This window comes from Chondrinema litorale (genome assembly GCF_026250525.1).
GTDB lineage: Bacteria > Bacteroidota > Bacteroidia > Cytophagales > Flammeovirgaceae > Chondrinema > Chondrinema litorale.
On record NZ_CP111043.1, the window covers coordinates 3,502,869 to 3,527,892 of the forward strand.

Below are 25,024 nucleotides of genomic sequence, written 5' to 3' on the forward strand. Positions count from 1 at the left end.
TGAAAATTTACCTTAATTTTGTCTCAGTAGAAAATTACTAAAGTATTAGCTGAAGTAGAAGGCCGGATAATGAAAGTTCATTTTATAGCGATAGGGGGAAGTGTGATGCATCATCTTGCGATAGCCCTTAAAAACAAAGGTTATGAGGTTACTGGATCAGATGATGAGATATTTGAACCTTCCTATAGTAAACTGCTTGCCGATAATCTTCTTCCAGAAGAATTTGGATGGAACCCTGATAAAATTTATGAGGGTCTGGACGCTGTTATTGTTGGCATGCATGCCAGGAATAATAACCCAGAGTTGATAAGGGCAAGAGAGTTAGGGTTAAAGATTTATAATTTCCCTGAGTACATTTATGAGATATCCAAAAATAAGCAGCGCATAGTGGTTGCTGGGAGTCATGGTAAAACAACCGTTACTTCCATGATCATTCATGTGCTAAATTATTGGAGGAAGAATATCGATTTTTTAGTTGGTGCATCAAGCGACAACAGATCAGAAACTGTAAAACTTACAGAAGCGTCTCATGGTATTTTATTGGAAGGAGATGAATATCCATCTTCACCATTAGATCCTCGACCTAAATTCCTGCTTTATCATCATCACATAGGTGTGATAACTGGTATTGCTTGGGATCATGTAAATGCATATCCAGTTTATGCAGACTATGTAAATCAGTTTAAACTGTTTGTAGAAGCTTCTAGCAAAGCGGGTACGCTTATCTATTGCAAAGAAGATAAAGAGTTAGAAAAACTGGTGAAAGCATCTAATATACCAGAAGATGTGATGGTGGTGGCATATGGCATGCACAAGCATAAAATTAAAAATGGCATTACATATTTGATAGATCACGATAAAAACGAAGTGCCTATCAAGTTTTTTGGAGACCATAATCTGCTGAATGTAAGTGCCGCATTAGAAGTGTGTTTAAAGCAAGGAGTAAATCGTGCAGAGTTTTATGAGGCAATAGGCTCATTTAGTGGCGCTAGCAAAAGGTTGGAGTTGATAAGGGAGAATAGCATTACTAAAATGTACAGAGATTTTGCTCATGCACCATCTAAGCTAGATGCAACCATAAAAGCAGCTAAAAAGCAATTTGCTAAGATGCATCTTGTGGCTTGTATGGAGTTGCATACATTTAGTAGCCTTAATCCTGAGTTTATCGCTCAGTATAAAAATACAATGAATGCAGCAGATGAAGCTTTTATCTATATTAATCCTGAAACTGTTGCTCGCAAAGGTTTCGATCCTATTACAGTAGAGGCTCTAAGAGCAGCATTTAATAGAAAAGACCTGATTTTATTTAATGATGAGAAGGCTCTTTTTGAAAAACTTTCAGAATTAAACTGGCAAAATAAGGTTTTATTAATGATGTCGTCTGGTAACTTCCACAATATGGATATGGAAGCTCTTGCAGATCACATTATTCTTTAAACTTAGCCTATAATTATACAAATGGAGATACTGGAAAACTTTGTTTTAAAATCCTACAATACATTTGGCATACCTGCAAAAGCAAGGTTTTTTATCCATATCCAAACTACCGAAGAACTTCAAGAATTAATTAACACTCCAGTTTTTAAACAGAATGAGAGATTAATTCTTGGGGGTGGTAGTAATCTCCTTTTCACACAAGATTTTGATGGCTTGGTTGTAAAAACAGCTCAAAAAGGTATTGTGCTTGTTAAGGAAGATGCTCAGCACTTTTATGTAAAAGTACAAGCAGGTGAAAACTGGCATCAGTTTGTACTTAGAACTGTAGAAGAGGGGTGGCAAGGTTTAGAAAATCTTTCTTTAATTCCCGGTACTGTTGGTGCTGCACCAATTCAAAACATTGGCGCTTATGGAGTAGAAGTTGAGCAATTTATTTTCGAAGTAAACGCAATTGACCTTCAAAGTGGAGCACTTAGAACATTTGCTGCCAGTGAGTGTAAATTTGCTTATAGAAACAGTGTGTTTAAGCAAGAGTTAAAGGGTAAGTATCTAATTAGTGAAGTTACTTTTCGTTTAAACAAATTACCAAAGTTTAATCTTACCTATGCAGCTTTAAATCAGTATCTCGAAGCTCAGAATATAGTATTACCAACGCAAAAGGCAATTAGTGAAGCTGTAATTAATATTAGAAGCAGCAAACTTCCTAATCCTGAAGAAATTGGAAACTGTGGAAGTTTCTTTAAAAATCCTGTGGTAGAAGAAGCTGTTTTTAAGAGAGTTTTATCAGAAAACACCAACATGCCTTATTATTCAGCCGGAGAAGGTTTCTATAAAATTCCTGCAGGTTGGCTAATCGAACAATGTGGTTTTAAAGGTAAAGTTTTTGGCAATGTTGGTACTTACAGCAAACAGGCTTTAGTATTGGTGAATTGTGGCAATGCAACTGGTAAAGAAGCTTGGGATTTTGCTAATAAAATTATTGATACAGTTGCTGATAGGTTTGGAATTTCGCTCGAGCCAGAGGTAAATATCATTTAAGCCTCGCCAAGAATAAGTATAGCTTCAAAGTAGGCTACTTTTGATTTCGCACGAAAATCTTGTAGTTTTAATGTTCAAGTGTGTATGATATTTGCAGCGTAAATGTTAACGTATAGCTTTTATAGCATAAATCTTTGATTATACACGTTTAGGAAAATATAATCTCTATAGACCAGAGTATCTATTGATTTAGCAATTAACTCTAAACAAATTAAAGCCATTCAATTTTGAATGGCTTTTTTTATTCCCTAAAAACTGATAGTTTTCAATGGTTAAATAAGAAAACTATATGAAAAAGCTCTCAGGAAAAGCTTTTAATTTCAGTGTAAAATATGCCTTAACAGAAATTTTTTTAATTAGCTGTGGTATTCTCATTGCCTTTAGTATAGAAAATTGGAATGAGAACCGAAAGATTGAAAAAATTAAACTTCAAACACTTCAGGATATTAAAGAAGGCTTGCTAAAAGATTTAGATGATATAGAAGTGACCATGTCTGGTGGTTATGCCAATCGGATTAAGTCTTATAAGATAGTGTTGGATGTTTTAAATAGTGATAGAGTTTACGCTGATAGTTTAGATAGATACTTCTTAGCACTCATCGGATCGAGCTTACTTATTTCGAATACATCTCCATACGAAACGCTTAAATCTAGAGGTTTAGCGATAATAGACGATGCAAAGCTTAGAAATAAGGTAGCTACTTATTACGACACCAGACTTGAATGGCTTTTAGAACTTGAAAAAGATCATCTTCAGCATCATGTAATTTTTATAAGACCAAAAATTTATCAGTATTATAAATTCGGATTAAGCGATAAGGTTATTAAATCTTTAGATATAGAAAAAATGAAGTATGATGAGGAGTTTAAAGGGAGTTTGTTTTTAGGATGGCAAAATGAAAAAACTATTTATGGTGAATATAAGATATTAAAAAAATATGCTGAAGAAATTATTGAAGAAATTGATCAGATGAATTAATGCTAAGTAGCTGTATTACAGTTGGTTAATTAAAGTCAAAAAATAAGTAATTAAAATAGTATAAAATTTTCAAGAAATATTGCCGTTATGCGTAACTATAATCTTTCGAAGTCGTTAGAATAAATACCCATTTTAATTATCTATTTAAGTGATTTATTTAGCTTATATATAGTCATTTTAAGATAAATGCATACAAGGAGTCTTTCATTAAAGAAAGGCTCTTTTTTTTATTAATACATTTCTTATCAATCCACATCATATTACATTTACAGTAAATGTTATTAATACATGCAGTTTTTAAGAAGCTTATATTTTAGTAGTCGGTTTTATATCAGTATAATCGTATTGATATTTATTTTTTCAGTGGGTTTTAGCCTTCCTTTTTTCTTTGCGATAGGTAAAGTGCTGTTATTGGTATTTGCTGTATTAACAGTGATTGATTTGATATTGCTATACCATAAAAATGCCCTTACTGGCTCAAGAAGTTTGAGTAATAAACTATCTAACGGTGATGAAAACCTAGTAAGCATTCAAGTTAAAAATAATTACTCTTTCGGGATAGATATTAAAATTCTCGATGAAGTGCCTGAGCAGTTCCAACTTCGTGATTTTGTTATAAATACAAACTTACCATCTGGCGAAGAAAAAAAACTCAATTACCATTTAAGACCTGTAGAGAGAGGAGAATATCATTTTGGTAGAATTAATATTTTTGTGAATGGCATTCTAAATCTGGTTAATCGCAGGTATATCTTAAAGCAAGAAGCTATGGTGCCTGTATATCCGGCTTACTTGCAAATGAGAAAGTACGAATTGTTAGCAATTTCTAATAGGTTAAGTGAAGTTGGTATTAAAAAGATAAGAAAGCTAGGGCATAACATGGAGTTTGACCAGATTAAAGAATATGTAATCGGAGATGATTTTAGATCATTAAACTGGAAAGCGACTGCCAGAAGAAACCAACTGATGGTGAACCAGTATCAAGAAGAAAAGTCTCAACAGGTTTATAGCATAATAGATAAAGGTAGAGTAATGAAAATGCCTTTTGAGGGAATGACCTTGTTAGATTATGCAATTAATGCGAGTTTGGTGATTTCTAATATTGCTATTTTAAAGCAAGATAAGGCAGGATTAATCACTTTTAGTAAAAAGATAGGGACATTTTTACAGGCAGGTAACAGAAGTCTGCAAATGAATAAAATACTTGAAGTTTTATACAGACAATTAACTAATTTCGACGAATCAGACTTTGAGAAACTATATGTTCAAATAAAAAGGAAAATCAATCATCGGAGCCTGATTTTACTTTATACTAATTTCGAGACCAATGCTTCTCTCGAAAGGCAATTACCATATCTAAAGCTAATTGCTCGATCACACCTGTTAGTAGTAATTATTTTTGAAAATACGGAAATAGATCAACTTATTCGGAATGAAGCCAAGTCAACAGAAGAAATTTATACCAAGACGATAGCAGAGCAATTTGCATATGAGAAAAAACAGGTAATTAGAGAATTAAACCGTTTTGGTATTCATGCAGTACTTACCAAACCTCAGAATTTAACTGTAAATACCATTAACAAATACCTTGAGCTAAAAGCCAGAGGATTAATCTAACTCCTCTGTTTTGAAAGTTTTTTCACCTGCTTCAATCTTTACAGTGAGTACATTTTCTTTTGGTGGCAGCGGACACTCGTAAGTAGTATTATAAGCACAATAAGGATTATAAGCTGTATTAAAATCTAGAATTATTTTATTGTTTCCACTCATTTCTGCATCTAAGTACCTACCTGCTCCATAAGTTTCTCTACCAGAAGTTTCATCTGCAAAAGGTACAAATAAAACCTTACTGGTAAGTCTGTCTGTAGATTTGAGTATCAAAAGCTCGTGCATACTATTGTTTAGCTTAAACCTCGCTAGGCCATGTTTTTTGAAAATTCTGGGAACACCTTTGTTTGTGTTTATTTCTACTCCTTGTTCGATAGGGAATTTCTCGAAATCAGCTATTATTCTATATGCAGGGTTTATAGGATAATAGTTTAGAGTAGTAAAATCTTTCTTTTGTTTTCTGTCTAATGGCGAGCCTTCTCCATCTACAAAGAGCTTGTTTTTGTCTTCTCTATATTCTTTAATTTCTTCTTCATAAGCCTGATTGGCTTGCTCTCCACTAAATGAATAAATGACAATAAGCAGTACTATCACTACTACACTTCCAAAAAATAAATTACTGGTTTTCATCAGTTATAAATTGACGGATTAATTATGGCCTAAAATTACAACAAACCTTCGTCTAAAAAACTAAAATATCCTTTATCGGTAAAAATGATGTGATCAAGCACCGGAATATCGAGTAATTTTCCTGCTTCTTTTAACTTTTTAGTTAGCTGAATATCAGCATGGCTGGGTTTTAAATTGCCCGAAGGATGATTGTGCGAAAGAATAACAGCACTGGCTAAATGATCTATTGCACTCTTAAAAATAATTCTTGTATCTGCCAGTGTTCCAGAAATACCACCTTTACTAATCAATATATGTTTAATTATTTCATTGGCTCTATTGAGAAGTATAATCCAAAATTCTTCGTGAGGTAAATCGGAGAGGTGAGGAACCATAGAGCGGTAAGCTACATCTGAGCTGGTAATCTTGATCTTTTTATTTCCCTCCGTATCTTTTCGCCTTCTTCCTAATTCTAATGCACTAATAATAGAAATGGCTTTGGCAGTACCTATACCTTTAATTTTAGTAAGCTCTTTAATATTTAATTTAGAGAGTTTGTATAAATCGTTATCAGCATGTTTAAGTAATAATTTACCCACATCTACAGCGCTTAAAGATTTTGTACCTGAGCCAATTAATATACCTATTAGTTCGGCATCAGATAAAGCTGATTTTCCTTTTAAAAGGAGTTTTTCTCTTGGTCGGTCTTCTTCTGCCCAATGTTTAATACTGAATTCTTTTTGTGATTCTTCCATGAGTGTAGTATTTTGTTTAATGAAAGAAAAAGCCGGAGTAGAATTCCGGCTTAGAAAAGAGATGCTAATTCTTTGGAATTAATCTTCTTCGGGAATCAACTCAATATTCATATCAAACTCGACAAGTTCAGAGATTACAGGCAAACCATTATCTAGCATGTTATGCCATTGTACATCGAAATCAAGGCGGTTAATTTTTCCGGTTAAATGGAAAACGGCTACTGTATTTCCCCACATGTCATTTGTAATACCGGGGTGTGTAGCTTTTAATGTAATTTCTTTAGTGGTTTCTTTGATGGTTAAATTTCCTTTAACTTCATAAAAATCTCCTTGTGCTTTTGTAACAGAGGTACTCTCAAATGTAATTTCAGGATAGGTAAATGCATCGATAAACTCAGGAGTTTTTAAATGGTTATCGCGCATATCGTTACCAGTATTTACACTGTCTGCTTCTATGGTAATATTAATTTTAGCATCTTCAAATTCCTCACTATTTAGCTCCACTTCGCCATCATACTGGTTAAAGAATCCATAGATAGAAGCTAAACCAAGATGGCCAATTTTAAACCCGATACTGGTGTGGTTAATGTCTAATTTCCATTTTTTAATTGCTACTGCTACTGTGTTCATATGTATTTGTTTTAGGTTGGTTGAATTACTTATGCTTGATTAGATTTAAGGTTAGTTATTTCTTTATCTTTTTCTTTGAGTTCTTTTCTAATAGAATTAATCTCTTGTTGTTTTTGCATAAGTGATTGTTGTAGCTTGGAAATACTTGCAATGCTTTTTTTCATGCTTTCTTCTCGCTTTTTCTGCTTAGAAATATCTCTAACCATTATAGAGAAGATGTCATTACTTTCATCATTACCTTTTCCGATTTTTATTTCAACAGGAAAGTTGTAGCCATATAATTTGCTTTTACCACTAAAGTCGTAAAAGAATTTACTTTCTTCGTTTTTTAGAGAATCAAAGCAGTCTGTAATTAAGAGGTCTTTTTCATTATCAAATAATTCGTTAATACCCATATCGAGTACTTCTTCACTAGTAAAGCCAAACATCTTTTCAACTCTTGGATTACACATAATAATTTTACCATCTGTTTGTGTGTATAGAATTGAATCTGAAGAGCTGTTCATAAACACCTCTATGTTATTTTTGTATTGCTCTAATTGCTGAATTTTGGAAGCGAGCTCATGTTCAAGGTGATCTTTCATATACCTCAACTCATTCTGCACTCTTTCCATTTCTTCTTGTGTGGTTTGTAGCTCTTCGAAATTTTGGCGCATTTCTTCTTCTTGTGTACGCATCGCATGTGCCTGTTCCTGAGACTTAGTAAGTAGCTGAGTGGTTTTTTCGTGTATTTTGTTATTAATAATAGTCGAAGCAATGTTTTCACTTACTCTTTCGAGAAATGAAATTTTATACTCATCCATCTCCTCAAATGAAGCAATTTCGACAAAGCCGGCAATTTGCTCATTTAGTTTTAATGGAATAATAATTAATGTGCGTGGTGTTGCTTCTCCAAGGCCTGAAGTTATATCTACATAGTCTTCGGGTATCTCTGTGAGTTTAATAATATTTTTTTCGAAATAACACTGACCAAGTAAACCTTCTCCCGGTTCAAACTCTTGCTGATTAAATTTTTTTCTGTCGTAAGCATAAGAAGAAACTAATTTGATTTTTACAGGATCAGTTTCTTCGTCTTGTTCTACTACATAAAAAGCCCCTTGGTTTGCCTGAAGGTATTTTATAAGCTCAGAAAGTATCTTATCAAATAACTCTTGGCTGTTGTCTATACTCCTTAAAATCTTAGCAAGCTTTGTGGCACCTTCTGTAATCCATAGTCTTCTCTGTTCAGCTTCTTTACTATCATCTAGTGTTTTAAGTGATTCTAGTAGAATTTCCTCAGATTTTTTTAACCTGATGTTTTGTTCATAGGCTTGTTTTACTGTAGCCTCATTTTTTAATTCAGATTTATAATGAGAATATTTTAGAATAAAAACTTCCAAAAAAAGCTGTAAAGTAGCTACTAGCATTGCTAATTTAAACATCTGAGGATGATCTGTATTTATGAAAAGCTCTGTATTCAATGATATATAATCTATTCTAAGTTGATAAGATGCCAGAATCACAAAACAAGATGCTATGGAACTAATTAGATATTTTTTTTCTCTAAAATCGAAAAGTAAGAAAGGTATTGTTGCTGTGGCTAACTCGATGCCAAATGTACCTGCTCTTGGAGCATCGCCTGTTTCAACAATTAAACCATGAATAATGGCAACATACAAGCAAGGAAATACTGATGATAAAAAACGAGATGCTTTAGTGAGGTATAAGTAACTTAATACCAGAGTGATAATAGATATTCCTAAAGGTATAATTGATAAGAATAAAAGCTTAGGAAAGTTAATCGCAAAGTAAATTGATACTAGAATAGCTGATAATATATGATAAAAAGCTATTTGATTGCTTATCTTAATATTATCATTTTGGTAGTCAGTATTATCTTCTGTAATTCCAAAAGAAAAAATTTTTGATGTACTTGATAACATATGTGCTTTAACCTTTTACTGAGAGTTGATCCGATTCCTTAATAAATGTTATTATTATACAGGATGGAAACTATTTATCTTTTGAAATATTGCCTTAAATTAAAGTGGCTATAACCCGAAATAATTCCTTTTTCTTAACTATCTTGATTTTTTATTTCATATGAAAAATGTTGTTTCTAGAGTTTTTGGGGAGGTATGTGGCAAGGTGTAGCATTCAAAATCCGTAGAGTATTTACTACTTTTTTAAAGTGGCGTATTCGGCATTTAGACGATCACCGATTTATAATTATTCTCAGCGTTTTTTTGGGTTTTGAAACAGGAATTATTGTAGTTCTGCTAAAGCGTTTAATCTATTTTATTAAAGATTTACTCGATGCAACTTGGGAATGGGTAATAGATGAACGGGTTTTGTATTTGTTGCTACCCGTTGTTGGAATTGTTATAACCTTGTTAGTTGTAAAGTTTTTTGCCGGAGGAAAACTAGACAGAGGTATTTCCTTTATCCTCTATTCAATCGGGAGAAACAATTCTGTAATTAAAGCCAAGCATAAATATTTACAGGTAATTACCAGTGCATTTACAGTCGGCTTTGGTGGCTCTGTAGGTTTGGAGGCACCAGTGGTGGTTACTGGAGCCGCTTGGGGATCTTACTATGGCAAGCTTTTTCATTTAAATCACAGGCAAACAACTATTCTAATTGGTTGTGGTGCAGCTGCTGCAATTTCTGCCATTTTCAATGCACCTGTAGCCGGGGTAATTTTTGTAATGGAGGTCATCATTGCCAACATTAACATTGTGTTTATTGTCCCTTTGTTAATTTCTGCGGTAATGGGCACTTTCATTTCCGACTTGCTAATGGGAGAAGATGCTTTTTTCAGGTTTACAACTACGGAAGATGTTAGAAATATAGAATTGCTCTTTTTTGTCATTCTCGGTATTATCTGTGGAATGTTATCGATCTATTTTAACACAGCAATTTACTGGGTACAAAACAAGATTATCCACATCAGGAATCAATCTAAAAAAATGTTTCTAGGTGGAATAATGCTAGGCTTAATGATTCTGGTATTACCCACATTATATGGTGAAGGATATATTACGCTTACTCAACTGATTAAAGGTGATGAATGGGCTGTATTTAAAAATACCATATTTGAGTCGTTTGCAGGGAATCAATGGCTTTTAGTTGTATTTCTGTTGCTAAGTATGATGCTAAAAGTAGTAGCTGCCGGACTTACCAGAGCATTAGGCGGCGTTGGGGGTGTATTTGCACCCGCTATGTTTACTGGTGGTTTAGCCGGTTTCATCTTTGCCAGAGTTCTAAATCTTATATTCCCTGAATTAGCGCTTTCCGAAATTAATTTCTTATTGGTAGGTATGGCTGGAGTGAGTTCTGGCCTGTTGCATTCTCCTTTAACTAAAATATTTTTGGTGGCTGAGATTACACAGGGCTATGAGCTGTTAGTTCCTCTAATGATATTGGCGGCGGTTTCTTTTGCGGTAAAAGTTTATTTCGATTCTCATTCTTTCTATACAAAAGAATTGGCAAAAAGGGGAGATTACATTTTAAATGATAAGGATAAAACAGTGCTACAAGATATTAAAATGGCTTCTGTAATAGAAAGAAATTTTGTAAGTGTGCACGAAGATCAAAAGCTAGGAGATTTGGTAAATGCCATTGCCAAGTCTGAACGGAATATTTTTCCAGTAGTTGGAGAGAATAGAAGTTTAAAGGGTATTATTCTTTTAAACGATGTTAGAAAGCTGATTTTTAAGCCTGAACTATATAAAGAAAAAGAGATTAAGTACTTGATGAAAAAGCCACCAGCAGTAATTGAGATCGGAGAGAAGATGGAATCTGTAATGGATAAGTTTGATAAAACCAATGCTTGGAATTTACCAGTTACCAACAATGGCCAGTATGAAGGTTTTCTCTCAAAATCTAAAATATTTTCTATCTATAGAAGTCAATTAAAAACACTCTCTAAAGAACTAGGCTAAAGGTTCCTTTTCTTTCTGTACTGGTATTTGAATGAAAAATGTAGTGCCCTTACCAATTTCGCTTTCTACCGAAATATTTCCCTTGTGTTGTTGAATTATACCATAAGAAATGGATAATCCAAGGCCGGTACCTTGCCCGATTTCTTTAGTGGTAAAGAAGGGCTCGAATATCTTATTTTGGTCCTCTTCTGAAATGCCAGTTCCATTATCTTTAATCGTAATCTCAACAAATACTTGCTCTTCTACAGTAATGTTTTTGGTGCCAATTTGAATAATACCATTGCCACCAATAGCTTGGATTGAGTTGGTAAGCAAATTCATAAATACCTGATTGAGTTTTCCGGGCAAACAGAAAATGGTAGGGTCTGCTTGAAAATCTTTCTTAATTTCTATTTTATTTTTGATTTTGTTATGCAGCAAAATAAGGGAAGAGTTGATGCCTTCGTGTAAATTCATTTCTTGAAACTCGTCTGCATCTGATCGGGAAAAATACCTCAAACCTTTTACAATTTCTTTGGTTCGAGTAGCTCCTTCTTCTAGACCTTGAATCAGTGTTTCGACTTCTTCGAATAGAAAGGCTGTATCATACTCCTCTTTTAGCTCAAGTAATTCTTTTATCACTTCATCAGCATTGCCATCATTATCTTCAATTTTATCAATAATGAATTTTAGCTCGTCAATGTCTTTTCTGAGTGGAGAGATATTACCAGAAATAAAATTGACTGGGTTATTAATTTCGTGGGCAATACCAGCAGTTAACTGCCCTAGCGAAGCCATTTTTTCAGACTGAATTAATTTAGATTGTGTGTTTTGCAGTTTATCTAAACTTTGTTGCAGCTCATCATTTTTCTCACTAATTAACTTTGTTCTTTCATTTACTTTTTCTTCTAATTCTTTATGGACTTTTTTCTGTAAAACCTCATTCTTTTTATAAATATCAATCAGTTGTTGTTGCGCTCTTTCTCTGTTGCGTTCATTTAAACTGTAGCGAAAACTTAAACCAATAGAGAAAATAATAATTTCTATAATGATGCATATCTGCAAAAAGTAAGGATTAGGAGGCAGTGGATAAGAAAGAATGCCACTGAGAACCATATAAGTTCCCCCAAGTATTACCAATAATGAACCTGCCAAAAAGTAATTATAAACCTTAGAACTCTTTCTGTAAGTATTTACAAGAATGAAGAAAATGAATAGAAAGCTAATGAAGTTATAGGCAAAGTTGATTTTAAGATACAACTCAAAGTGTATAAACATTAAAACGACCGAAAGAACCTGAAAACCTATATTCCAGTAAATCCATTTCTTAACCAATTTATCTATTTCAGGAAAACTCTTTTTCATATTGATAAACAATCTGAAAAACTGGATATAGAGTAGCAGTGCAGGGTTAGATATCCACAAGGAATAAAAATCTATTCTAGGAAAACTTTGAAAAAGAAACTGATCGCCAAACTCAAAAAACCTTAAAAACAGCAACGAAGCTGAAGCAACATATAAGGTATAATACAGATAAGCTTTGTCTTTTAATGATAAATAAAAGAAGAAGTTGGTTAGAAGCATCATCCAAAGAAAGCCTTGAAAAGTACCTTGAGTAAGATTAGATTCTGCCTTATTTTCCAGCCATTTTTCATATGGCATCATTCTAAAATTGGTAAGTACAACAGAGAGATTTAGGTCGTTTTTTACTTTTATGTAGTAAGTATTTATCTTGTCTTTTTTCAGTTTAAAGCGTACGTTGAGTTCACCTCCTTTATTAATTTGCCTTTCATCACCCGGAACAAACTCACCGGTGATATGCTCTAAGAATTTATCATTATCATTTTTTTCATAGAATTTAACTTCACTAATGTTTCTAAAAAACATCACCATGGTTTCATCGTCTGGCAAATGACTTAGTATATTGAGCTTTATCCAATGTGAATGAAAGCTTTCAAGTTTATTATCTTTATTCTCAAATGGATGGAAGCTGTATTTAAAATCTGTTGAAACTATGTCATCGATTGTTTGCTCATTAGACTCATCTGTAAAGTAGGAGATACTGGCATGTGGTAAAGTATATTCTTCTTTGTATTCGTCAATTACAATTACTGTGGTTGAATTATCTTGCGCTGCTACTTTTGTAAAAAGCAAAAGCAGAAGTAATAAACAATTGATGTAGTTCTGCATTTTTGGTAATTAAGTTTGTTGTGTTATGGGAAGCTCTATAGTAAAGCTGCTTCCTATACCTGGTTTACTGCTGGCAGTTATATTACCTCCATGTTGTTGTATAATTCCATAGGTAATAGAAAGCCCTAAACCCGATCCTTTCCCCACTTCTTTAGTTGTAAAAAATGGCTCAAAAATATGATTAAGCACCCTTTTTGGCATGCCTTTGCCATTATCTTCAAAGACAATTTTAACTAATTCTTTACTGTTTTTTTGTATTAAATTTGTGCTAATCGTTACTTTTCCATCTCCGTTGAGCGCATCTATAGCATTATCGAGTAAATTCATAAATGCTTGATTAAGCTGACCCGGATAACACTCAATCAATGGAATTTGCTCATCAAAGTTTTTTATCAATTCAACATTTCTTCTCAGCTTATTACTAAGCAAAAGCAAGGTGTTGTTAATCCCATTGTGAATATCAGCCTTTTTAATTGTGTCTTCATTTAACCTTGAGAAACTTTTTAACCCAGCAACAATAGCTTTTGTTCTGTTAGCGCCAATTTCAATTCCATTAAGCAAGCTTTCGATTTCTTCTAAAAGATAAGTAGCATCGAGGTCTTCTTTTTTCTGATGGGCTAGTGTTAACTGTTCTGGTAAGGTTTCGCCAACTTGCAATTTAAAGTAACATTCTAGTAGTTCTTTAATTTCTGCCAAGTCGGTTTTGAGCGGTTTTACATTAGAAGAAACAAAATTGATTGGGTTATTAATTTCGTGTGCAATGCCTGCAGTAAGCTGCCCTAAGGAGGCCATTTTTTCAGATCGAACTAAAGATTCCTGCGCTTTTTTTAATTGGGTGTATGCATCTTCAGCAGCAACTTTCTGCGCACTTATTTCTGTATTGGCTTCTTTGAGCTTTTCCGACTGACTTATAATTTCTGTTTTCTGTTCTTCTATCTCTCTGGTGCGTTCTTGTACTTTGCTCTCAAGCTCATCTTTAATTTTTGCTTGTAGACTCTCATTTTTTCGCAGTTGTAAAATGAGTTTTTCCTGATAGTTCTGTTTCTCGTATTCATTTACCCTAATTCGGTAGCCAAGACCCATAGAAAAACTCAGAATTTCCAACACTACGCCTGCTTGTATAAAGTATCCAGATTCTGAGCCAGCTATTCCATATTCAACAAAAGAATTACTCCAACTTAATGCAGCCAAAAATACACCCAAGTAAAGAAAGAATGTACCGATAGTGAAATACTTCATCAGCAGACTTCCTTTTTTGTAGATAAACAAAAGTGTAAAGAAGTTGAAAATGCTTTCTATTCCAAATAGAATTTCTGAATGCTCGAATGGGAAGTGATTTGTTTGTTTGGTATAAATGATGGCAAGACCATAAAACATGAATGTAACCTTTACAGCCATCCAAAAAAGTATTCCTTTATCCCATTTGGGTAAAAACTTTCTAGTTTGTAAAAAGTGCCTTAAAAACTGAAAGTAAAAAACCGTAACCAAAGAAGAGGCAGCAAAACTTGTATAGAAAGGCAAGTCTGGATAATTAAAAAATATGCTATGTAGGTTAAAGTCAAAATAATTATAAAACAGAATGGAGAGCGATAAGAGGTATAAAGCATAATACACATAGGTTCTATCTCTCACAGAAATAAAGATAGAAAGATTGTATAAAAGCATTATCCAGATTATTCCCTGAAAAAAGCCTTGTGATAAGTTTCGCTGATATATAAACTGATGCCATTCTTCTGGGCTTTTTAGCGCAATATTGAAGTAACTGTACATATTAGGCACAGTTTGGAGACGTATATAAAAAGTGAAATTCTCCTTTGCTGAAGGTATTAGTATTTTAACTTTATTCCCTCTTTCTGTTTGTACATCTCTGTCTGGTACTTTTACTAATAAACCTGTTTTCTTTAGCTCAAAACCACCATTTTCATTTTCTGTATAAACATCAAGCGTCTTTCCTGTACCCAAGATTAAGAACCATTCGCTATCGTATTTTAAACTGTTTTTTAAGGTCACTTTTGCCCAATAACATCCTTGGTTTTCTAAGGCTCGGTAATAGTCTTCCCTATAAGGAATATCTTGGTAGGTTTTAAAGTTTGGAGCAAACTCAGCAGCAGCTACCTGCTGAATGTTGTAAGTACAGAGGGAGTCGTAGAAATAATCTATGTATTCGGTAATATAAAAAGTGCCATCTTTCTGCTCTAGCATAAAGGTATCTGCTGGATGCACTTTTGCCTGATGGTAAAAGTCTTGCGCCAACAAATACTGTGAGTTTAAAAAGATATAAAAAATGAGAAAGATGTATTTCAGCATAGTTAATTAGAAAAAGTTTGCCAGACCGAATTCGATTTTATACGAGAAATTCAGTTTGATTTTCAGTTAGTTACGCCCGATTTTTTTAATATTGAAATTTAAATGTCTACTTATTTGTATCTAAAATAAAATAAATAGCTAATTGATTGCTAATTTTATTTTTGTAGTAAGCTATTTTAAGTTTCTACACAATTATATCTTACAAAGGGGGTAAACTAAAAAACCGGCATTTGTGTCGTGTTATGTAAATGGATTTAATATTTTTATAAGTCAAGAGGCTTATAACTTTATTACTTAAAACCTTTTCTTATGTCAACCATTTGGTATTTTGAAAATGTAAACCTCTATAGTGTTCTTTGCCCACATAAAATAAAGCGCTTTAGCAAACAGCATGCATTCAAAAAGTTTAGCAAAGGAGATTTTATATATTTTAAAGAAGAATATAGCCGTCATATTTATCTGGTGAGCGAAGGTAAAGTAAAAATAACTACCTACACAGAAGATGGCGAGGAGATGATAAAGGCAATTTTAACCAAAGGAGAAATTTTTGGTGAAATGGCTTTGTTAGGCGAGAAAAAGCGAAAAGATTTTGCACAAAGTGTATCTGCTAATACTTGTATTTGCCCAATGGAAGTTGATCAGATGTATGACCTAATGCGAGAAAACCAACAGTTTGGTTTAGCAATACACAAGATTATTGGTTTAAGAATAAGAAAGCTAGAAAGAAGGCTTGAGCTTTTATTCTTTAAAGATGTAAAAACGAGGTTGCTAGATTTTATTAAAGAACTCGCACAAGAACAACCTAATAGTCAAAAAGCTGAGCAAATAGAAATTCCTCTGGTATATACCCATAAAGACATTGCTGATTTAATTGGTTCGCGTAGAGCAACAGTTACCTCTATGCTCAATGAATTGAAAGAAGCTGGTTACATCGATTATTCTAGAAAATCCATTCATATACTAGATAAATCTTTTCTAAAAGAAGGAGCTCAAGTATCTTGATTTGAGCTTATCATCTCTATAATTCCTTGCTAATAAGTGTAACATTTTGTTACATTTAAATATGGAAAAGATCAATGGAAATATACTGATCATAGATGATGACCCCGATGTGTTGCATACCGCGAAGATAATTTTTAAAAGAAGATTTAAACTGGTAAAAACCGAAGAAGACCCTAAACTTATTCCTGTGTTGTTAGAGTCTTACAAGTTTGATGTAATTCTGTTGGATATGAATTATACCAATGGAGCCAAGAGTGGGGCAGAAGGCTTAAAATGGTTAAAGCAAGTTCATGAGATGTCTCCATTGAGCAGTGTGGTAGTAATAACTGCTTATGCCGATATTAATTTGGCGGTACAAGCCATGAAAGAAGGTGCGGTTGATTTTGCTGTTAAACCTTGGGATAATGAGAAACTACTCGCAACAGTAATGTCTGCATACAAACTGAGCCAAAGCCAGAAAGAGGTTTCTGATTTGCGAAAAAAACAGCGCGCTTTCCATCAAACAATTGCCTCAGACCGAAACATGATCGGTGAGTCGCCAGCCTTTAAAAAGGTTTTGGATACTATTGAGAAGGTGGCAGATACCGATGCCAGTGTTTTAATATTGGGAGAGAATGGAACCGGAAAAGAGTTGGTCGCTCATGCTTTACACCAATTGTCTGCAAGGCATGGAGAAGCTTTTGTAAAAGTGGATTTAGGTGCAATACCAGCATCTTTGTTTGAGTCTGAATTATTCGGGCATAACAAAGGTGCTTTTACCGATGCACGAGCAGATAGAGAAGGTCGCTTCGAAATAGCAGATAAGGGTTCACTTTTTCTCGATGAGATTGCCAATCTTTCTTTGCCCTTACAAGCAAAATTGCTTTCGGTTTTGCAGAATAGAGAAATATTTAGAGTTGGCTCAAGTACAGCCATTCCAATAGATGTTCGGCTGATTTGTGCTACCAATGTTTCTTTAGAAGACCTCCACACTGAGAATAAGTTTAGGCAAGACTTACTTTACAGGCTTAATACGGTAGAGATTATGATTCCACCACTCAGAGAAAGAAAAGAAGATATTCCTTTACTTATCAATCATTTTTTTGAGATACATAAAAATAAATACCGCAAACCGGAGCTGGAAGTCAATCAGGCTGCAATGAAGCGACTAATGAACTACAACTGGCCGGGAAACATCCGTGAATTACAACATGCTATTGAAAGGGCAGTGATCATGGCAGATACCGATCAGTTACAAATCAGCGATTTCATTTTAAAGGAAAATCAAGGAAAAGGTAAAGACGACTCAAGCAACCTAAATATGGAAGAAGTAGAGAAAAAAGCGCTCATCACTTCCATTCAGAAACATCACGGAAACTTGAGTAAAGTTGCCAATGAGCTTGGTTTGAGTCGTCCTACGATTTACAGAAAAATGAAGAAGTATGGAATCTAGTTTTCAATAAATTCTACTACCTTCTCAATTACTTCTCTGTCTTTTATAATCTTATAATGGCCTTTGCCTTCGGTTACCAGATATTCAATATGTGGATTAGCCGCAAATATATTTTTGCTGTATTCGAAAGGTAGAACATTATCTGTTTTATCGTGTACAAGCATGGTTTTATTCACTCTGGCAGTATTGAGTCTGTTGGCAATTACATAGTTTTCAATAGACCTGTTAGTTATTTGCTCTACTAACACCTCAAAATGATTTTGAACTGGTTTCGGTATATGCAAAAGGTTATAAAAGTTATTAAAAATATCTTGCAACTTGTTAGGCGAGGTTACCATAATTAATTTTTCTATGGCAATACTGTTATCTGGTTCAGAGAGCAAAGTGCTTGTAGCTCCACTGCCAAAAGAGTGAGTAATTATGTGATCTACTTTTCCTGTTTCATTAATAATGGCTTCAATTACCTTCCCAAAGTCAATCATGTTGGTCATTTTACCTTCAGAATTACCATGAGCAGGGCCATCAAATGCCAATACCTGATAGCCCATTTCTAACAATGGAGGCACAAAATTTTGTAAATGAGCAGCTTTAGATTCCCAACCGTGTACCAGTAAAACCTTGGGGCCTGTTTTTCCCCATGCATAACATTGTATTTTGCGATTGCGATGACTTATCGTAAACAGACGCGCTTCATCCATAATAACAGATGGCTTTTTCTTACTTTTAATCTTCCTTGGCGAGGCAAATAGCTTAAATGCAATCTTGGCAGATGTTCTTGGAGCGAGTGGACCTAAACCTTTAAATCCGGTTCTAATCAAATGAAAATAGAAGGGTACTTTATCTTCAGAAGATACAGGAACCTTTGATTTACGTAATGATTTTACTGATGAGGTAATTCTATTACTGCTCATAATTTAATTGGGTTGTGTTTAGTAAGAAAAAATATACTGGTCGGTATAATATTGTTTAAAAATTTTTTACTTCTTTAATTCATCCATTACAATCTTTCTGTATCTCTTCATAATTGTATGGATCGGTTCAATGCTTTTATAAACTTTAGAGAGCATTACAGCACCTTCTATCATCCCAATAAAAAGAATAGCATAATCGTCTGCTTTTACATCTTCTTTAATTTGCCCATATTTTTTACCTTTTTCGATAATGCTAATCATGGAATGTTTCCAATTGTCTAGTGCTGCTACTACTTTTTCGTTGAGTTTTGGATGTGTGTCGTCTGCTTCTATAGCAGTGTTGAGTATGGCGCAACCGGCAGGCAAGCGGTGGTTTTTAATGCCCTCGTAATAGTATTCTTCAAATACCAATAGTTTGTCAATAGCATTATCTCTTGCTTTAATTTCTTTTCTTAGCGCCGAGTTAATTATTTCTACATTGTATTCGAAAGCAGCTAGTTCTATTTCTTCTTTGTTGTTAAAGTTTCCATAAAAGCTGCCTTTGGTAATATGTATCGATTTGGTAATTTCTGGGATAGAAGTGGCAGCATAACCCTTTAGGTTAAAAAGTGATGCAGCTTGCTCTATAATGGCCTGTTTTGTTTGTTCGGCTTTTCCCATAAAACAAAAATATACCGACTAGTATAAAAAAGCAATTATTTTTTGAGAAGTTTTTTGAATTTATCATAAATTTTAGGTGTAATACAATTAGAGGCTAGTCTAAAATCGATATGATTATTAAAAAAGCTCAGGCAAATGATGCCGACAAGCTAAGCGAAATAGCATTTCAATCTAAAGCATATTGGGGGTACAGCGAGCAATTTATAGAAAGCTGTAGAGCTGAGTTAACTACCACGTCGCAAGAGCTTTTGGGAGCTATCTCTTATGTGGCTTTAAGAGAGGATACAATAGTTGGATTTTATCTCTTAAAGCATCTAAATGAAAATAGTATTGAATTGGAACAGATGTTTGTTTTGCCTAAATTTATAAATCTTGGAATAGGCAAAGCTTTATTTAAACATGCTGTAGCAACAGCACAAAAGAACGGTTACAACGAAATGCAAATACAGGCCGATCCCTATGCACAACAGTTTTATGAAAAAATGGGAGCTACTATAAAAGGCTTTACTCCATCACAAAGCATTAAAAATAGAATGTTACCACAAATGAGCTTTCTGCTTAAATAGGTAGGTAAAAAAGGTTTATGTTATTGAGATTCATTTTAAATTTTAAAAATAATTGTTGCAACATTTAAATTTTTGAAAAATTTTTACTGACTTTGCAATATGATGCGTAAATGGATATCTTATAGCTTTATCATTCTGGCTACAGTCATCCTGATTGGGCATTCTCTCGTACCCCATATTCACAGGAGTTTCGATGAGTTAACCGTAATTTCCAAAACACGGAAGATAGAATCTTCTGTTGGATTTTTAGGTCGCTTTTTCGCACTCGATACTGGTGAAAGGCACCTAGAGAATTACCAGCAAATCATCCCTGTTGATGTTCAAATAGCATCTGAGGATGATGCTGAAGCAAGTAATGTTCATTTTTCAATAGTTGAAAATTACCTTGCTGTTGCTGAGTTTATTCTTATTGGTTCAGAACACACCCAGTCAGATCCCCATTGGTATGAACTCTCAAACGTAATTCATACCTCAATTCTCATTTCCGATAGTCCGCTACGCGCTCCCCCGTACTGCTAACAGATTTTTCCCCATCCAGCATTTATCAAGATTAGGCAGGTAATCTACAGATTATCACACATCTGCTTGTATCTGGTATTTGCTACACATTAAAGTTTACTACAACCAACATATTTAAATCTGTTTCAATAATGATTGATAAAATCATTAAGTTTTCAGTGCATAACAAACTGATCATCTTAATATTCACGCTGTTTATTGCTATTGCTGGCTTATACAGTTTATCTCAACTAACCATAGATGCTGTACCAGATATTACAACCAATCAGGTACAAGTTGTAACCGTTTCTCCGTCTCTAGCTCCTCAAGAAATTGAGCAGTTTATTACCTATCCGGTAGAGATTACCATGTCTAACCTGCAAAAGGTAGAGGAGATTCGATCGATTTCCCGCTATGGATTATCAGTAGTAACCATTGTTTTTGAAGAAGGCTACGATATTATGCGAGCCCGACAATTGGTTAGTGAGCAACTGCAGGTAGTTTCTGGCGAAATACCAGCAGAACTTGGGCAACCCGAATTGATGCCTATAACCACAGGTTTGGGCGAGATTTACCAATATACGGTAGATGTTGAACCCGGCTATGAAGACCAATACGATGCTAGAGAGTTGCGTAGCATTCAAGACTGGATTGTAAAAAGACAGTTAGCAGGTGTGCAAGGTATTGTTGAAATAAGCAGCTTTGGTGGCTTTGTAAAACAATACGAAGTAGCTATAGACCCTGATAAGCTTAGAGCTAGTGATGTAACTATTAATGAAATTGCAGATGCCCTAAGCATGAATAATGCAAACTCTGGTGGTAGCTATATTCAGAAAGGGCCTTATGCTTTTTATATCCGTTCCGAAGGTTTAGTAACTACGCTCGAAGACATAGAGAAAATAGTAGTTAAAAATAATGGCAACGTGCCATTGCTAGTGAGAGATGTTGCTAAAGTTCAGTTTGGCGAAACCCCTCGCTTTGGTGCAATGACTAAAGATGGAAAAGGTGAAGTAGTAGGAGGAATTACCTTAATGCTAAAAGGTGGTAATGCAACCGAAGTAATTAAAAATGTAAAAGATAGATTAACGCAAGTAGAAAAATCTTTACCAGAAGGTATAGCTATTAATCCTTATCTAGACAGAGCAACCTTTGTTGATAGAGTAATTAAAACAGTGAGAAACAACTTAGTAGAAGGTGGTTTAATCGTGATTTTTGTTTTGGTTATTTTATTGGGAAATGTTAGAGCTGGTTTAGTTGTCGCTTCTGTAATTCCTTTGGCGATGTTATTCGCACTTACTTTGATGCATATGTTTGGAGTATCTGCAAACCTGATGAGTTTAGGTGCTATCGATTTTGGTTTAATTGTAGATGGTGCTGTGGTTATTGTAGAAAGCATTGTGCATCACATTCACACACATAGCAACTTACAAAAAACTTTTACAAAAAAAGAGTTTGATCACACAGTAGAACATTCGGCTTCTTCCATAATGCACTCAGCCACCTTTGGTATGCTGATTATCCTAATCGTATACGTGCCGATTATGACACTTTCTGGTACTGAAGGTAAAATGTTTAAGCCAATGGCTTATACCGTAAGTTTTGCCATTATCGGAGCTTTAATTCTCTCGCTAACTTATGTGCCCATGATGAGTGCTCTGATTTTAAAGAGGAAAACATCGCATAAGAAGAGTTTTGCAGATAAGTTGAATGAGTTTATTCTTAAGTTTTATAATCCATTTTTAGAGTCTGCACTAAAATATAGAAAAGTAGTAATTACCAGTGCTTTGGCATTACTTGTAATTGCAGTGGTAATCTTTATGCGAATGGGTGCGGTATTTATCCCAACATTAGAAGAAGGTGATTTAGCTCTGCAAATGACCATTCCACCAGGCAGTTCGCTTAACGAAAGTATCAATTCTTCTACAAAAGTAGAAAGCGTGCTTTTAGCAAATTTTCCAGAAGTAAAACATGTGGTTTCTAAGATTGGTACTGCCGAAGTTCCTACAGACCCCATGGCACTCGAAGCAGCCGATGTGATGGTGATTCTCAAAGAAAAATCTGAATGGACTTCTGCATCAGATAGAGAAGAACTGGCTGAGAAAATGAAAGAAAAGCTAGGAGTAGTAAAAGGTGCTGTTTTCGAATTTACTCAGCCGATTCAACTTAGGTTTAATGAGTTGGTAACTGGTGTAAAGTCAGATGTAGCTATTAAGATTTATGGCGAAGATCTGGATGTGCTCTTTAGCAAAGCAAATGAAGTAGCTGCTTTAGTAGAAAATGTGCAAGGTGCAGCCGACATTAAAGTAGAGCAGGTAGATGGTTTGCCACAAATTATGCTTCGCTACGACAGAGAGAAAATGGCAAGGTATGGATTAAATGTAGATGAAGTAAACCGTACGGTTAAAGCTGCCATGGCTGGTGAAAATACCGGAATTGTTTTCGAAGGAGAAAGACGGTTTGATATGACTGTTCGCTTGGAAGAAGATTTTAGAAATGATGAAAACATTTACGATTACTTGTATTTAAGGACTGCTTCTGGCCAGCAAATTCCTATTAGCGAAATTACTGAAATAGAAAAAGAAACTGGACCGATGCAAATATCTCGCGAAAATACACAGCGATACATTGCAATTGGTGTAAACGTGCGTAACCGAGATATTCAAAGCTTGGTAGAAGAGATGCAAACTATAATAGATCAAAAACTAGATTTAGATCCGGGTTACTTTGTAGTTTTTGGAGGTCAGTTTGAAAACTTGAGAGATGCTACACAACGCTTGCAAATTGCCGTTCCACTAGGCTTATTACTTATTTTTGTCTTGCTATTCTTTGCTTTTAGTTCTTTTAAGCAGGCGATTATGATATTTAGTGCAGTGCCATTTTCGGCAATTGGTGGTGTGTTAGGTTTATGGGTAAGAGGTATGCCTTTTAGTATTTCTGCTGGTGTTGGCTTTATTGCGCTCTTTGGTGTGGCTGTGTTAAATGGTATTGTGCTAATCGGTTACTTTAATCAACTCAAAGAAAGAGGTATAGACGATTTAAAAGAAAGAATTTTATTAGGTGCAAGCACACGTCTGAGACCAGTAATTATGACTGCTACTGTGGCATCTATGGGATTTTTACCAATGGCACTTTCTACTACAGCAGGAGCAGAAGTTCAGCAACCATTAGCAACCGTTGTAATTTTCGGATTGTTTTCGGCCACTATGCTTACTCTAATTGTATTACCAGTAATTTACTATTTGGTAGAAAGAGGTATTAAAAAGCCAAACAAAGTGACTATGGCTTCTGTACTTTTATTGTTTTGCTTTTTTCAAGGTTTGGATGTGAATGCACAAGTTGTATCTACAAAACCACAAATTAGTATAGAAGAAGCATTGCAAATGGCTGTTTCTAATAACCCTGTTTATCAGAATGCAGCTTTACAAATAGAATCTGCCGAAGCTGGTAAAAAAGGCATTATCGATTTTGGAAATACTTCTGCCAATTACCAGAAGGGACAGATAAACTCAGAGTACAATGCAGACTATAACCTTTCTATAAATCAGAGTTTTGGTTCTCCATTTGGGTTTGTAGCAAAAAGTAAAATGATAAAGAGTGAGATTAATTTGAGAAAGTCGGAGCAAGTCTTGGCTCAAACACAATTAGAGCGTTCTGTAAGTCTTACCTTTTACCAATACAATTGGCTTTATTACAAAGCTTCCTTATTAGAAGATTATCTTAAAACCTACGAAGAAATGGTGCGCATTGCAGATGTGCGCCTCGAAACCGGTGATGATAATATGCTTTCTTCTTTGGTAATTTCATCTAGAAAAGAAGAGATAAACAGTCAGTTAGAAGCACTTAAAGCAGATTTGTTTATTGCACTAAAACAGTTTAATACGGCCATTTTCTCTGAAGAAGAATATGCTCCTCAAACATCAGAATCGCTAGATAAATTACAGTTTAATGCGAGTGATAGTTTACAGGTAGCAGGCCTTTTAAATCCTTTGTATCAGGTATATCAGCAGCAATTTGAATTGTCTAGAAAAAAGCTGGCCGTAGCTAAAACTGCTTATAGTCCCGAACTAAGTGCAGGTATTTTTAGCCAGCAAATAGATGGCAACGGAGGTTTAAATGGTTGGCAAGTGGGTGTAAGTATTCCTTTGTGGTTTTTGCCTAAAGAATCTACTGTGCAAAAAGCTAAAATTGAAAGCCAGATTGCTAGCAACCAGCTTCAGTATCAAAGATTTAGATTGAAAGCAGAAGTAGAAGCTTTAAAACAAGAAGCATCAAAATACAATTCGAGAATTACCTATTTCGAAGAGACTGCACTCCCAAGAGCCGAGTTAATCACCGAAAAGTCTGATTTACTTTACAGACAAGGTGAAATCGCTTATTACGAACATATAATGAATTTGGGAGAAGCTAATCGCATTAAGATGGATTATGCAGATGTATTGTACGAATACAACAGGGTAATGATCGAAATGAAATATTTTCTTGCTGACTAAATCATAAAAA

At 34.5% G+C, this 25,024-nt stretch carries 18 protein-coding genes; 10 read left to right on the top strand and 8 right to left on the bottom strand.

All coding sequences use genetic code 11. From position 1 onward, the window contains the following. The first annotated feature begins 69 nt into the window (after nucleotides 1-69). The 4 genes from OQ292_RS14415 (at nucleotide 70) to OQ292_RS14430 (ending at nucleotide 5,071) form a co-directional block, all read left to right on the top strand. Nucleotides 70-1,437, top strand: coding sequence for a UDP-N-acetylmuramate--L-alanine ligase (locus OQ292_RS14415; RefSeq protein WP_284682842.1), 1,368 nt, complete (start codon nucleotides 70-72; stop codon nucleotides 1,435-1,437). 21 nt (nucleotides 1,438-1,458) lie between these two features. Continuing rightward, the gene (murB, locus tag OQ292_RS14420) at nucleotides 1,459-2,475 is read left to right on the top strand and encodes a UDP-N-acetylmuramate dehydrogenase (RefSeq protein ID WP_284682843.1); all 1,017 of its coding nucleotides are present in this window, start codon (nucleotides 1,459-1,461) and stop codon (nucleotides 2,473-2,475) included. A gap of 289 nt (nucleotides 2,476-2,764) precedes the next feature. After that, nucleotides 2,765-3,454: a DUF6090 family protein gene (locus OQ292_RS14425; RefSeq protein WP_284682844.1), complete on the top strand. Its 690-nt coding sequence runs from the start codon at nucleotides 2,765-2,767 to the stop codon at nucleotides 3,452-3,454. Nucleotides 3,455-3,742: 288 nt separating this feature from the next. Continuing rightward, nucleotides 3,743-5,071, top strand: a complete 1,329-nt coding sequence (locus OQ292_RS14430; protein WP_284682845.1) for a DUF58 domain-containing protein — start codon at nucleotides 3,743-3,745, stop codon at nucleotides 5,069-5,071. On the opposite strand, the gene OQ292_RS14435 is transcribed toward OQ292_RS14430, so the two are convergent. The 4 genes from OQ292_RS14435 to OQ292_RS14450 form a co-directional block, all read right to left on the bottom strand. Further along, complete coding sequence (locus tag OQ292_RS14435; protein WP_284682846.1) at nucleotides 5,063-5,692, bottom strand: DUF1684 domain-containing protein; 630 nt, start codon at nucleotides 5,690-5,692, stop codon at nucleotides 5,063-5,065. The two genes, OQ292_RS14430 and OQ292_RS14435, sit on opposite strands and share 9 nt — an antisense overlap. 35 nt (nucleotides 5,693-5,727) lie before the next feature. Continuing rightward, the gene (radC, locus tag OQ292_RS14440; RefSeq protein WP_284682847.1) at nucleotides 5,728-6,426 is read right to left on the bottom strand and encodes a RadC family protein; all 699 of its coding nucleotides are present in this window, start codon (nucleotides 6,424-6,426) and stop codon (nucleotides 5,728-5,730) included. 78 nt (nucleotides 6,427-6,504) lie between these two features. Then, nucleotides 6,505-7,056: a YceI family protein gene (locus OQ292_RS14445; protein WP_284682848.1), complete on the bottom strand. Its 552-nt coding sequence runs from the start codon at nucleotides 7,054-7,056 to the stop codon at nucleotides 6,505-6,507. A 29-nt stretch (nucleotides 7,057-7,085) separates the two neighbouring features. Beyond that, a complete protein-coding gene (locus tag OQ292_RS14450; RefSeq protein ID WP_284682849.1) occupies nucleotides 7,086-8,978 on the bottom strand; it encodes a PAS domain S-box protein in 1,893 nt (630 codons plus the stop codon). Nucleotides 8,979-9,173: 195 nt separating this feature from the next. Here OQ292_RS14450 and OQ292_RS14455 point away from each other — a divergent pair, with 195 nt between their 5' ends. After that, nucleotides 9,174-10,979: a chloride channel protein gene (locus OQ292_RS14455; protein ID WP_284682850.1), complete on the top strand. Its 1,806-nt coding sequence runs from the start codon at nucleotides 9,174-9,176 to the stop codon at nucleotides 10,977-10,979. Here the strand turns inward: OQ292_RS14455 and OQ292_RS14460 are convergent. Continuing rightward, nucleotides 10,971-13,148 (bottom strand): sensor histidine kinase, encoded by a 2,178-nt coding sequence (locus OQ292_RS14460; protein ID WP_284682851.1) that lies wholly within the window; start codon nucleotides 13,146-13,148, stop codon nucleotides 10,971-10,973. The genes OQ292_RS14455 and OQ292_RS14460 overlap by 9 nt on opposite strands. A gap of 9 nt (nucleotides 13,149-13,157) precedes the next feature. Continuing rightward, entirely contained in the window at nucleotides 13,158-15,455 is a 2,298-nt protein-coding gene (locus OQ292_RS14465) for a 7TM diverse intracellular signaling domain-containing protein (protein WP_284682852.1), read from the bottom strand. 309 nt (nucleotides 15,456-15,764) lie between these two features. On the opposite strand from OQ292_RS14465, the gene OQ292_RS14470 reads away from it, so the two are divergent. Together OQ292_RS14470 and OQ292_RS14475 are read left to right on the top strand one after the other, a co-directional pair. Continuing rightward, nucleotides 15,765-16,457, top strand: coding sequence for a Crp/Fnr family transcriptional regulator (locus tag OQ292_RS14470; protein ID WP_284682853.1), 693 nt, complete (start codon nucleotides 15,765-15,767; stop codon nucleotides 16,455-16,457). A gap of 61 nt (nucleotides 16,458-16,518) precedes the next feature. Next, a complete protein-coding gene (locus OQ292_RS14475; RefSeq protein ID WP_284682854.1) occupies nucleotides 16,519-17,889 on the top strand; it encodes a sigma-54-dependent transcriptional regulator in 1,371 nt (456 codons plus the stop codon). Here OQ292_RS14475 and OQ292_RS14480 read toward each other — a convergent pair. Further along, nucleotides 17,886-18,800, bottom strand: coding sequence for an alpha/beta hydrolase (locus OQ292_RS14480; protein ID WP_284682855.1), 915 nt, complete (start codon nucleotides 18,798-18,800; stop codon nucleotides 17,886-17,888). The genes OQ292_RS14475 and OQ292_RS14480 overlap by 4 nt on opposite strands. Before the next feature lie 66 nt (nucleotides 18,801-18,866). Further along, on the bottom strand, nucleotides 18,867-19,460 hold the full coding sequence (locus OQ292_RS14485; RefSeq protein ID WP_284682856.1) for a TetR/AcrR family transcriptional regulator: 594 nt from the start codon (nucleotides 19,458-19,460) through the stop codon (nucleotides 18,867-18,869). A gap of 110 nt (nucleotides 19,461-19,570) precedes the next feature. Here OQ292_RS14485 and OQ292_RS14490 point away from each other — a divergent pair, with 110 nt between their 5' ends. The 3 genes from OQ292_RS14490 to OQ292_RS14500 all read left to right on the top strand — a co-directional run bounded on the left by OQ292_RS14490 (nucleotide 19,571) and on the right by OQ292_RS14500 (nucleotide 25,014). Further along, nucleotides 19,571-20,026 carry a GNAT family N-acetyltransferase gene (locus tag OQ292_RS14490; protein ID WP_284682857.1) on the top strand — a complete coding sequence of 152 codons (456 nt, stop codon included), beginning with the start codon at nucleotides 19,571-19,573 and terminating at the stop codon, nucleotides 20,024-20,026. A 99-nt stretch (nucleotides 20,027-20,125) separates the two neighbouring features. Then, nucleotides 20,126-20,545, top strand: a complete 420-nt coding sequence (locus OQ292_RS14495) for a hypothetical protein (protein WP_284682858.1) — start codon at nucleotides 20,126-20,128, stop codon at nucleotides 20,543-20,545. 131 nt (nucleotides 20,546-20,676) lie between these two features. Continuing rightward, a complete protein-coding gene (locus tag OQ292_RS14500) occupies nucleotides 20,677-25,014 on the top strand; it encodes a CusA/CzcA family heavy metal efflux RND transporter (protein WP_284682859.1) in 4,338 nt (1,445 codons plus the stop codon). Nucleotides 25,015-25,024 lie beyond the last annotated feature (10 nt).

What these genes read in the sequence shown, in the direction of transcription:
- OQ292_RS14415 (WP_284682842.1), top strand. Translation starts at nt 70, where the DNA reads ATGAAAGTTCATTTTATAGCGATAGGGGGAAGTGTGATGCATCATCTT.
- murB (WP_284682843.1), top strand. Translation starts at nt 1,459, where the DNA reads ATGGAGATACTGGAAAACTTTGTTTTAAAATCCTACAATACATTTGGC.
- OQ292_RS14425 (WP_284682844.1), top strand. Translation starts at nt 2,765, where the DNA reads ATGAAAAAGCTCTCAGGAAAAGCTTTTAATTTCAGTGTAAAATATGCC.
- OQ292_RS14430 (WP_284682845.1), top strand. Translation starts at nt 3,743, where the DNA reads ATGCAGTTTTTAAGAAGCTTATATTTTAGTAGTCGGTTTTATATCAGT.
- OQ292_RS14435 (WP_284682846.1), bottom strand. Translation starts at nt 5,692, where the DNA reads ATGAAAACCAGTAATTTATTTTTTGGAAGTGTAGTAGTGATAGTACTG.
- radC (WP_284682847.1), bottom strand. Translation starts at nt 6,426, where the DNA reads ATGGAAGAATCACAAAAAGAATTCAGTATTAAACATTGGGCAGAAGAA.
- OQ292_RS14445 (WP_284682848.1), bottom strand. Translation starts at nt 7,056, where the DNA reads ATGAACACAGTAGCAGTAGCAATTAAAAAATGGAAATTAGACATTAAC.
- OQ292_RS14450 (WP_284682849.1), bottom strand. Translation starts at nt 8,978, where the DNA reads ATGTTATCAAGTACATCAAAAATTTTTTCTTTTGGAATTACAGAAGAT.
- OQ292_RS14455 (WP_284682850.1), top strand. Translation starts at nt 9,174, where the DNA reads ATGTGGCAAGGTGTAGCATTCAAAATCCGTAGAGTATTTACTACTTTT.
- OQ292_RS14460 (WP_284682851.1), bottom strand. Translation starts at nt 13,148, where the DNA reads ATGCAGAACTACATCAATTGTTTATTACTTCTGCTTTTGCTTTTTACA.
- OQ292_RS14465 (WP_284682852.1), bottom strand. Translation starts at nt 15,455, where the DNA reads ATGCTGAAATACATCTTTCTCATTTTTTATATCTTTTTAAACTCACAG.
- OQ292_RS14470 (WP_284682853.1), top strand. Translation starts at nt 15,765, where the DNA reads ATGTCAACCATTTGGTATTTTGAAAATGTAAACCTCTATAGTGTTCTT.
- OQ292_RS14475 (WP_284682854.1), top strand. Translation starts at nt 16,519, where the DNA reads ATGGAAAAGATCAATGGAAATATACTGATCATAGATGATGACCCCGAT.
- OQ292_RS14480 (WP_284682855.1), bottom strand. Translation starts at nt 18,800, where the DNA reads ATGAGCAGTAATAGAATTACCTCATCAGTAAAATCATTACGTAAATCA.
- OQ292_RS14485 (WP_284682856.1), bottom strand. Translation starts at nt 19,460, where the DNA reads ATGGGAAAAGCCGAACAAACAAAACAGGCCATTATAGAGCAAGCTGCA.
- OQ292_RS14490 (WP_284682857.1), top strand. Translation starts at nt 19,571, where the DNA reads ATGATTATTAAAAAAGCTCAGGCAAATGATGCCGACAAGCTAAGCGAA.
- OQ292_RS14495 (WP_284682858.1), top strand. Translation starts at nt 20,126, where the DNA reads ATGATGCGTAAATGGATATCTTATAGCTTTATCATTCTGGCTACAGTC.
- OQ292_RS14500 (WP_284682859.1), top strand. Translation starts at nt 20,677, where the DNA reads ATGATTGATAAAATCATTAAGTTTTCAGTGCATAACAAACTGATCATC.